Consider the following 9,849-nt stretch of genomic DNA (forward strand, 5'->3'; position numbering starts at 1 on the left):
GTTTTTTAAAAGGGTGCGGCGAATATGAATCTTGGTGAACTTGAAAAGCTAGTTCTACATTATTTATGGAAGCACAAAGATGTTGATGTAAAGCAACTTTATTCGCATTTCATAAATGTGAGGGGAGGAAGCTTAAATACCTACCAGAGTACACTTGATCGCCTTTTCAAAAAGGGACTTCTAGCCAGAAAAAAAGAGGGGCATGCATATATCTATAACACAAAAGTCGAGAGATACGAGTTGATCGGACAGCTTATAAAGTCAGTTGCTAGTGACTTTATTGCTGGCGACGATAGCAGCCTTATCGCAGCTTTTTCTTCCATCTCAAGTGAATTTAGTGTCGACCAACTAACTAAACTAGAGCAACTTATAGAAGAGCAAAAAAAGCTCAAGTCAGTGAACAAGGATTAAGTAAAATAATGACAATATTCTTCAACCTGCTAGCAATTTTTACTATTGCATTCGCAATAACTAATTTGGTTGTGTCTATTGGCGTATCTTTACTAGGACAAAAGTTAACATCTGTTCAGTTAAAACCAAGGAAAGCTCTGCTTTGGTTTTGTGTTTCAATGCCATGGATAATGAGCATTTTAGTCTGTCTTTACTTACTTGATATATATGTCTACTCAAGCATATTTGAAACTAAACAATATGCTCATTGGCATCATATATCAGATTTCAACTGGTTTAGTTGGCATGCAGTTACAATAATACTCCTGCTCTCTTACATGATGTTTGTATTGACTTCAAAGACGAGACAGCTATGGCTTCATAGACAGGAGGTGAGCTTGCTAACTTGCCTCTCAAAAAACTTAAGCCGGGGGGTATATGAAGTTGAGATACCTAAATTTGCAGCGTTTACCTCTGGAATACGGAGCAAGAAATGCTTCATAACTACAGGGCTTTTGAATGAGGTTACTCCCGAAGAACTTGATGTCATTTTAAAGCACGAAAGAGCGCATGTTGTAAATAATGATCCCCTGAAAAAGTGGCTGTTTAGTATTTTGGTCTCGTTTTATTTCGCACCAATAGCAAGATTACTAACTCTACAGATGGTGTTGGCTATGGAACAAGATGCAGACAATGCTGTATTAGAAGAAGGAATTGACCGGATATTTGTTGCAAGCACTTTAGTTAAAGTTGCAAAGCTGAATGCGCAAGAGCACATACTTAAGTCAAGCGCTTTAGTTGTAAATTTCGGCGCAGATGTTCTTGAGCAACGCATCTATTTCCTCTTGGGTAGGTTGCAGTTGTCACCTATCAATAAGACTGTAGCGTTCTCTTTTGCCATTGCATTATTTTTTCTATGTATGACTTCTTTAGACGGTGTTCATCATCTTATTGAAACGGTGTTTAGCCATTAAAATTAATTCTGAAAACCGACCGGTGAACGGTTTTTATTTTCAAACCTAGTCGAAGGCTTTTAAAAAGCTTTCATAAGGAATTTATTTATGTTTTTTGGAAAAAAATTAAGCAAAAAACCGATCATCAATCGGTTTTTTGTGAGTGGTATGCTTATAAGCATGTCCATCAGTGGGATGTCTGTTGGTGTTAATGCACAAGAAATACTCACATTGAATGATGCAATTAGTCTATCTCTGCAACAACATCCTGAATTACATGTATTCACACATAAATCAGAGGCTGCAAAAGCTCTTATTACTCAAGCTGAGGTTGGCACGCCTAAAGTAGTTAATGCGCAACTCGAGGATTTCTTGGGCTCTGGCAACAACTCAGGGGTATCTGGATTGCAAGCAACATTGAGCATTTCATGGTTACTTGAAAATGACATTATCGAGTCTAGGGTCAATCTGGCTTCATCGAAAGCTGATGCAACTACAATTGATCAAGAGGTTAGAGCCGTTGATATCGCAGCAAATACAGCACGATTGTATATAACCTTATTGGCTCAAAAAGAGAACTTAAAGTTAGCGAAGATTGCAGAAGACCAAGCGAAAGATCTCTTGGACAATGTAGAAGGTCGTGTAAAAGCAGCAAGAGCTAACGCTATCGATGAACTCCGCGCTCGCGCTTCGCTATCTTTGTACGAGCTAGAAGTAGAAGATCTTGTTCATGAGATTGCAGCAACAAAATCTGCATTAGCGGCGCAGTGGAAGGGCACTACAAACTTTTCAGTAACTGGAACGCTTACAAATATTCCTTCAATTTCTGAGTTAGATGAAGTTTTGAAAAGATTGAAGGAAAACCCGAAAATCCAACGCTACATATTACAGCAACAAGAAATTGAATCTGAAATTGATTTGGCAGTAGTAGAGGAGTCACCCGCTTGGGAAGTGTCGACAGGCATTAGACGAAACGAAGTAATTGACGACTTTGCATTTGTAGCTGGGATATCAATACCTATTGGAGGCGAAGGTCGTAATAAAGGATTAATCACGTCTTTGCGAGCAAAGCAGAGCCAAAGTGCTGCTGAATCTGATGCCTTACTTCAAAGTATTTCCACTGATGCTCTATTGTTGACTCACAAATTAAAGCACAGCCTCCATGTAATCCAAAAATTATCAAACAGTTCCATTCCGATGTTAGAGCAAGCAAATGAGCAAGCTAGTCGAGCATACAACATCGGAAGTTACTCATATACGGACCTCTTTGCAGTCCAGAAAGAACTGTTAAATGCGCAGAAGAGCCTAATCGATGCCTATACCAACATTCAACTATTTAACATTGAATTAGAGAGATTAACGGGTACTTCGGTATCCAAGAATGAGAGAGCACTATGAAACTTCGCAAATTATTTACCTTAATAGCATTTGCCCATATTGGCATTAGCTTATCCGCAATCAGTAACCTAGCTGTTGCTGAGTCAGCTAAAGAAATTGCTCAAGAAGAAGTAGAGAAAGGCCCTAATAATGGTCGAGTATTGAGACAGGGTGACCTTGCTATCGAGCTGGCGATTTATGAAACCGGCACCCCTCCCGAATTTCGTGTATACGCTAGTTATGCAGGACAGCGAATATCAGCTGAAGACATTGAAGTGCACGTAAAACTCACGCGTTTGGGAGATGGCATCGATGACATAGATTTTTATGTTGAGGGCAATTATCTGCGCGGTGACATGGTTATCTATGAACCTCACTCTTTTTTAGTTTCACTTACCGCCAATTACCAAGGCAAAACATACGAATGGTCTTACGATAACTATGAAGGAAGGACAAAAATAGATGATTCACTAGCAAAGGCTATGGACATTAAAACCGATTTCGTATCGAGTAAAAAACTTAATGAGCGGTTGAAAGTATATGGCCAGTTAGTTTTACCTCCCAATGCAGTGAGGAATATATCTGCGCGTTATCCAGGCGAAGTAACTTCTGTTGATGTCATTTTAGGTCAAGCAGTAAAGAAAGGGCAGACTCTTTTCACTATCCAATCAAGCGAAAGCTTGCAAAGTTATCAAGTTAAATCGCCGATTGATGGCCTAATTACATTTCAGGATATTGGGGTAGGCGAACAATCGGGAGACAAGAAACTAGTCGCTATTACTGATACCTCGCAATTAATAGCAGAGCTGAACGTATATCCAGAAGACCAAAACAAGAAATTGTTAGATGCTCCCGTCGATATACAAGTTCCGGGTCACGATAAGACGATAAGCACTAAAATTTTTGACAGCCTTTATGCCGTTAACGGCTCGCAAGCAAAAGTCTATCGCGCCATTGTCAATAATAATGACGGCTTTTACTCACCAGGACAGTTTATAACTGCCCAAATTCTCTTTGACTCATTCACCGTTGAAAGAGCTGTGAAAGAGGAATCCCTTCAGGCTTTCAGAGATTTCACGGTGGTCTATGGAAAGTTTGGTGATCAATACGAAGTTCGGATGCTTGAGCTCGGCCGAAAAGCAGAGGGATGGGTTGAAGTACTAAACGGCATTCCCTCTGGAACAGAATATGTCACTCTCAACAGCTACATAATAAAGGCTGATATTGAGAAGTCGGGCGCGTCTCACGACCACTAAGGAACTCCTTGAATGTTAGATGCTATTTTAAAATTTTCAATCGAGAGAAGTAAGCTAATTCTCGTTTTTGTTTTCGCGGTAGCGATGCTTGGCCTTTGGAACTTCCAAAAGCTGCCAATTGATGCTGTACCAGACATTACCAATGTGCAGGTTGTAATAAATACAGAGGCACTTGGGTATACCCCACTGGAGGTAGAGCAACGTATCACGTTTCCTCTTGAAACCGCATTGTCAGGAGTTCCAAACCTGTCTTATACGCGTTCTGTATCTCGCTATGGATTATCACAAGTAGTTGCAATCTTTAATGATGACACTGATATCTATTTTGCTAGGCAATTAGTCAATGAACGTATTAACGCTGCAAAATCTGAACTTCCCTCAGGACTGGAGCCTGAGTTGGGGCCAATTTCTACGGGACTTGGTGAAATATTCATGTTCACGGTTGACGCTAAGGAAGGGGCAACCAATGAAGATGGTCGTCCAATTTCCCCGACAGACTTAAGAACAGTTCATGATTGGGTAATTCGCCCACAATTGATGCAAGTAGAAGGCGTTGTTGAAGTCAACCCAATTGGAGGATTTGAGCGCGAGATCCTTATTGCACTGAACCCCGATAAATTATTGTTATTCGGTTTAACTCAGCAAGATGTCATAAATGCAGTAGGAAAGCATAATTCAAATAAAGGTGCAGGTTTTATTGAGAAAAATGGTGCTCAATGGTTAATTCGACTGCCTGGACAAGTGGAAACGCTTAAACAAATTTCTGAGATTCCTTTGCCTACAGACCTTGGCAAGATTGTTCGAGTAAAAGACGTCGCGGAAGTAAAAGAAGGTAAGGAGCTAAGATCTGGGGCTGCAACACAGAATGGTCGAGAGGTCGTGCTGAGTACAGTCTTTATGTTGATAGGCGAGAACAGCCAAAAGGTCGCGAGAGGTGTTGGTGAACGAATAAAAGAAATTAGCGCGTCACTTCCCGAAGGAATAGTCGTAAACGCTGTCTACGATCGAACAAAACTAGTCAATACAACATTAGATACGGTCAAAATGAACCTTACTGAAGGGGCTATTTTGGTCATTGTTGTTCTGTTCTTACTATTAGGCAACATAAGAGCCGCATTTTTGACAGCTTTAGTTATTCCTTTCGCCATGCTTATGACTGTAACGGGAATGATTCAAACACGAACAACAGCGAATCTGATGAGCTTAGGTGCACTCGATTTTGGATTGTTAGTCGACGGGGCTATCATTATCGTTGAGAATTGTTTGAGGAGACTTTCTCATGCCACTCAAAAAGGCGAGCTTAACGCCAAACAACGTTTATCCTTAGTTTACGATGCGACACGAGAGGTCATTCGACCTGCTTTATTCGGGGTTTTCATAATCACCGCAGTCTACTTACCTATATTTGCGCTATCAGGTGTTGAGGGAAAGATGTTTCACCCAATGGCAATAACGGTAGTAATAGCTCTTGTTAGCGCGATGGTACTTTCAATTACATTTATCCCTGCTGCTATTGCGCTAACTTTCAAAGGCAAGGTAACTGAGAAAGAAAACATCATTATCAATACCTCAGTATCACTTTATAGGCCTGCTCTGAAGGTTATTTTAAAGGCGAGATGGCTGGTCATTACAGTTGCATTTTCATTAGTTGTGCTGGCTTCATTTATGGGGATGCGGCTCGGCAGTGAGTTTGTGCCAAACCTTGATGAGGGCGACATCGCGATGCATGCGCTGAGAATTCCTGGTACTTCACTATCGCAATCTATTGCGATGCAGAAAGTACTTGAAGAGAGAATAAAAGCGTTACCCGAAGTAGAGCGCGTATTTGCAAAAATAGGTACCGCGAATGTAGCTACAGATGCAGTTCCTCCTAGCGTTGCTGATAATTTTATAATTATTAAGCCTAGAAGCGAATGGCCTAACCCTAATAAGACTAAAGAACAGCTAGTTGCTGAATTAGAAGAACTAGTTACACCTGTGCCAGGCAATAGGTATGAATTTCTCCAACCAATACAGATGCGATTTAATGAGTTGCTTGCTGGAGTTAGAGCAGAGCTTGCAATAAAAGTATTTGGTGATGATTTTGATACTTTGGCTGAACTCGGGAAAGAAATCGAAACGGCAATTCAGGATGTTGAAGGTATACGTGATGTGCAGGTAGAGCAAACTAAAGGTCTTCCAGTACTCACTTTTCTACCGCACAGAGAAAAGCTCGCATTATACGGGCTTAGCCTTGAAGACTTTCAAACACAAGTAGCTGTGTCTATGGGGGGGCAAGTCGCAGGAAAATTTTACGAAGGCGATAAACGTTTCGATATTGTAGCGCGTCTTCCTGAGGAAAAGCGCCAAGATGTAAATTCGCTGTCTAATTTGCCTATCTCCTTACCAAATGGTGAGCATATACCTCTAAAAGAGCTTGCTGATATGGAAGTTATTTTAGGAGCTAATCAAGTCAACCGCGAAAACGGAAAGCGCAGAGTCGTTGTTACTGCCAACGTGCGTGGTCGAGATTTAGGTAGCTTTGTTCAAGATATACAGGTAGCGATTAAATCTAAAGTTAAATTACCTGCCAGTTACTGGATTGAATATGGTGGTACTTATCAAAAGCTACAGTCTGCGTCTGAGCGTTTAAGCATTGTGGTGCCAGTCACACTTGTTCTTATTGTTTTACTTTTATTCTTGGCACTAGGTTCGATAAAAGACTCGCTCATTATTTTTTCAGGGGTTCCGTTGGCACTTACAGGGGGGATCTTTGCTCTGTACCTTCGAGGCATCCCTTTTTCAATATCTGCGGCAGTCGGCTTTATAGCGTTATCTGGTATAGCAATTCTGAACGGATTAGTGCTTGTTTCGTTTATTCGGGATTTAATTTCGAGGAACCAATTGCTCGAAAGTGCAATTATTGAAGGAGCAGTAACGAGATTAAGACCTGTTATCACTACAGCTCTCGTAGCTTCGCTAGGTTTTATTCCAATGGCATTAAACACAGGAATCGGCTCTGAAGTTCAAAGACCATTGGCAACCGTTGTAATAGGAGGTGTAATTTCTTCAACAATCTTAACGCTTTTCGTCTTACCCGCACTATTTCGAATTTTACATTCGAACGACAAGTCTGAAGAGCACAATTCTGGGAATTCATTAATGAAAAGCGAAGGGTAAATAAATGTTAGGTAAATTAAAGCTAACGCATTTGGTGTACCTTCTTCTATCTCTGTGTGCAATGGCTTCGTTTGAAGCCTTTGCACACGGTGTAGACGACAGTACACGTAACTTCTTAGAAAACAACACTGGTATCCAGATAATTCCCTTTCTGTATATCGGAGCTAAACATATGGTTACGGGTTATGACCATTTGCTGTTTCTAGTGGGAGTGCTGTTTTTTCTGAGAAATAGTAAAGACGTCTTGCTCTACGTAAGTATGTTCACGATAGGTCACAGTTTAACTCTAATGACTGGAGTCCTAGCTAATATCCAAGTTAATGCATACCTGATTGATGCAATTATCGGTTTATCAGTGGTTTATAAAGGGTTTGATAACCTCGGAGGATTCACCCACTTCTTTGGTAAACAACCCGCCCCTAAGAAAGCTGTACTTATTTTTGGCTTGTTTCATGGCTTCGGATTGGCAACAAAGATCCAAGAGTTTCACTTACCTGAAGATGGGCTAGCGCTAAATCTACTCTCCTTTAACATTGGAGTAGAAATTGGTCAGTTTATGGCTCTTATTTTTATTCTTCTGTTAATTAATTTTTGGCGTCAATTCGAGAGTTTCGACCGTTTTTCTGCGGCAACGAACACAGCCTTGATGAGTGGTGGTTTTATGTTAGTTGGGATGCAACTAACAGGGTATTTTGTTAGCTAAATTTTATGAGAAATATATTTATGGAATCTAATCAAACAAATCGTGCACTGATAAAAGCGACTGTAATTGCATTGTCAGTAGCAGTAGTGTCTCTAGTGTTATTTATTTTACCTGCTGAGTATGACATTGACCCTACTGGTGTCGGAAAGAAGCTCGGTCTAACAGTATTTAATCAGGACGGAGAATCTCCTTCTGCTAAGACAAGTACAGACGGTGACCAAGATACAGTGGTCGTTACTGTTCCAGCAGGTAAAGGTATCGAGTATAAGCTCAGCATGATGGAGAGCCAGCAGGTCACTTATGAATGGCAAACAAGTAATGGCGAGCTATATGTCGATCTTCATGGTGAACCAGATGGTGATAATACTGGCTATTTTAAGTCATACACTGTCGCTACTGTTGAAAGTATGAAAGGGAGTTTTGTTGTTCCTTTTAACGGGTCACATGGCTGGTATTGGAAAAACAACACAGACAAAGATATTGATGTTCAACTAATTTTCAGCGGTGAATACATCGTTGAAGGTTTAAAGTAAAAATGAGGAATCACAGAATGAAACACATAAAAGTATTAACAATTGCATCTGCGCTTTTAGCTTCTTCTAATGCTTTCGCACATGGAGGAGCGCATGGCGAGGTAAGTGTTATGGAGGTCATCCAAGCTGCCCAGACAACGGCTAAAACACTTACTTTTAAAAATAATGGAATGTCTGTAGGGAAGCTGGACACATCATGGAATAAGGTCGCACAGGGAGATTTCGAATTAGTTGAAGCGACAGAGAGAGAATATATAGTTAAAGCGACAAACTCTGAGAACGGTGAAACTCTTTTCTTTAGCATTAGCAAAAAAGGAAAAGTCCTCAATGTTGAAAAGGCAACCTCATTTGACAAAGGTCATGGCCATTCTCATTAATCGAAGTTAATGAGAATTTAAGTTTCGAACAAGAGATTTTCAGAATCATAAAGTCAGCTTTCAACCGTGCTTTTGGTTCTGAAACGTTTGCTAAGCCATACCCTCAAACTTCTTTAAGAGAGAAGCAAAGAGTGCTCTATTGTTCGCTTTTTAGTATCTAAAAAGACAATAATTTGCGAAACATTGTTTCATTAAAAACTAGTCCTGACGGGTGAGGTTTACATCTTCTCAGGTTACAGTTTTTACATTACATATGCTTGAACACTTTCGATGCTGAACAGCTTATTAGTAGAAACCCTGTAGCCGATTCAACTCCTGCTATCATTCGTAGATGTCCGTCCGGCTCGATACTTCCAAGACCCAATGTAGTAATCGTAGTTAGTGAAAAGTAAAAAATATCCATGGAAGTGGCAGGTTGCTTAAAATCGCCAAGCTCGAAATAAAGTCCAATTTCATACGCCAGAGTAAAAATGACTGCTAGTAAAAGTTGGCTCGAAATGGCAATAACGACTACCGACAGTGTTTTTATCCAAGCTCCCTTCAATCTCTCGCTGATATTGTCCGCGACTACTGAAATATTAAAAAGATGCAGCCCTACGCAGATCAACAGTGCAGCTAAAACTATTAATATAGACAAAAACATAATATTTCCTTGTTGGTACAAAACTTGACTAGTTAAGATTGATTGGTTTGTAACCTCTCTCAAGCTTTCTTTTGTTAGAAAGATTTACAAATATTAACTGTTTCTTAAGTAAGGATTACATATGAAATACTCTAAGTTCGCTGCAATGATAATAACTTCAACTGTAGCGATGTTTTTAATGATGTACTTAAATACCTACGCTATCTCGCATGTCTGGTTCAGTGAGACAAGGACTTATATGGCACTCTATATGGGGGCAGGCATGGCGATTATAATGTTAGCTTTCATGTTAGGTATGTATAGCAACAAGAAACTCAATACAGCCATTTTTATAATAGCGGCACTTACTTTCGCCTTGTGTATCTATCTTGTTCGTTCACAAAGTGACGTGGTCAAGCAAATTCACACAACCCAGTTAAGCCGCTTTTCCTAAATTTGCCATATCAGCCTCATATTGA

9 protein-coding genes and 1 pseudogene are annotated in these 9,849 nt (G+C 40.2%); 9 read left to right on the plus strand and 1 reads right to left on the minus strand.

The window, feature by feature from the left end:
- Window positions 1–24: 24 nt before the first annotated feature.
- From NO989_RS17490 to NO989_RS17525, 8 genes are all read left to right on the plus strand, one after another.
- Window positions 25–411 carry a BlaI/MecI/CopY family transcriptional regulator gene (locus tag NO989_RS17490; RefSeq protein ID WP_012516825.1) on the plus strand — a complete coding sequence of 129 codons (387 nt, stop codon included), beginning with the start codon at window positions 25–27 and terminating at the stop codon, window positions 409–411.
- Window positions 412–419: 8 nt separating this feature from the next.
- Window positions 420–1,364 (plus strand): M56 family metallopeptidase, encoded by a 945-nt coding sequence (locus tag NO989_RS17495; protein ID WP_196898122.1) that lies wholly within the window; start codon window positions 420–422, stop codon window positions 1,362–1,364.
- Window positions 1,365–1,451: 87 nt separating this feature from the next.
- Window positions 1,452–2,741 carry a TolC family protein gene (locus NO989_RS17500; RefSeq protein WP_196898120.1) on the plus strand — a complete coding sequence of 430 codons (1,290 nt, stop codon included), beginning with the start codon at window positions 1,452–1,454 and terminating at the stop codon, window positions 2,739–2,741.
- Window positions 2,738–3,976, plus strand: a complete 1,239-nt coding sequence (locus tag NO989_RS17505; protein ID WP_281716260.1) for an efflux RND transporter periplasmic adaptor subunit — start codon at window positions 2,738–2,740, stop codon at window positions 3,974–3,976. The genes NO989_RS17500 and NO989_RS17505 overlap by 4 nt, the downstream gene beginning before the upstream one ends.
- Before the next feature lie 12 nt (window positions 3,977–3,988).
- Window positions 3,989–7,135, plus strand: coding sequence for an efflux RND transporter permease subunit (locus NO989_RS17510; RefSeq protein WP_196898116.1), 3,147 nt, complete (start codon window positions 3,989–3,991; stop codon window positions 7,133–7,135).
- 4 nt (window positions 7,136–7,139) lie between these two features.
- Complete coding sequence (locus tag NO989_RS17515) at window positions 7,140–7,838, plus strand: HupE/UreJ family protein (RefSeq protein WP_196898114.1); 699 nt, start codon at window positions 7,140–7,142, stop codon at window positions 7,836–7,838.
- Between the two features lie 20 nt (window positions 7,839–7,858).
- Complete coding sequence (locus NO989_RS17520; protein ID WP_061486897.1) at window positions 7,859–8,371, plus strand: hypothetical protein; 513 nt, start codon at window positions 7,859–7,861, stop codon at window positions 8,369–8,371.
- A gap of 17 nt (window positions 8,372–8,388) precedes the next feature.
- Window positions 8,389–8,748 carry a DUF6488 family protein gene (locus NO989_RS17525; RefSeq protein WP_020742705.1) on the plus strand — a complete coding sequence of 120 codons (360 nt, stop codon included), beginning with the start codon at window positions 8,389–8,391 and terminating at the stop codon, window positions 8,746–8,748.
- Between the two features lie 247 nt (window positions 8,749–8,995).
- On the opposite strand, the gene NO989_RS17530 is transcribed toward NO989_RS17525, so the two are convergent.
- Complete coding sequence (locus NO989_RS17530; protein WP_044055684.1) at window positions 8,996–9,391, minus strand: ion channel; 396 nt, start codon at window positions 9,389–9,391, stop codon at window positions 8,996–8,998.
- 121 nt (window positions 9,392–9,512) lie between these two features.
- On the opposite strand from NO989_RS17530, the pseudogene NO989_RS17535 reads away from it, so the two are divergent.
- Window positions 9,513–9,782 (plus strand): annotated as a pseudogene (locus tag NO989_RS17535) (DUF305 domain-containing protein); the annotation flags it as partial.
- Between the last annotated feature and the right edge of the window lie 67 nt (window positions 9,783–9,849).

It is taken from the genome of Alteromonas sp. DY56-G5, from assembly GCF_041414725.1.
Lineage (GTDB): Bacteria > Pseudomonadota > Gammaproteobacteria > Enterobacterales > Alteromonadaceae > Alteromonas > Alteromonas macleodii.

Coding starts and splice junctions, on each gene's coding strand:
- NO989_RS17515 (WP_196898114.1), top strand. CDS start 7,140: ATGTTAGGTAAATTAAAGCTAACGCATTTGGTGTACCTTCTTCTATCT.
- NO989_RS17495 (WP_196898122.1), top strand. CDS start 420: ATGACAATATTCTTCAACCTGCTAGCAATTTTTACTATTGCATTCGCA.
- NO989_RS17505 (WP_281716260.1), top strand. CDS start 2,738: ATGAAACTTCGCAAATTATTTACCTTAATAGCATTTGCCCATATTGGC.
- NO989_RS17510 (WP_196898116.1), top strand. CDS start 3,989: ATGTTAGATGCTATTTTAAAATTTTCAATCGAGAGAAGTAAGCTAATT.
- NO989_RS17490 (WP_012516825.1), top strand. CDS start 25: ATGAATCTTGGTGAACTTGAAAAGCTAGTTCTACATTATTTATGGAAG.
- NO989_RS17520 (WP_061486897.1), top strand. CDS start 7,859: ATGGAATCTAATCAAACAAATCGTGCACTGATAAAAGCGACTGTAATT.
- NO989_RS17525 (WP_020742705.1), top strand. CDS start 8,389: ATGAAACACATAAAAGTATTAACAATTGCATCTGCGCTTTTAGCTTCT.
- NO989_RS17500 (WP_196898120.1), top strand. CDS start 1,452: ATGTTTTTTGGAAAAAAATTAAGCAAAAAACCGATCATCAATCGGTTT.
- NO989_RS17530 (WP_044055684.1), bottom strand. CDS start 9,391: ATGTTTTTGTCTATATTAATAGTTTTAGCTGCACTGTTGATCTGCGTA.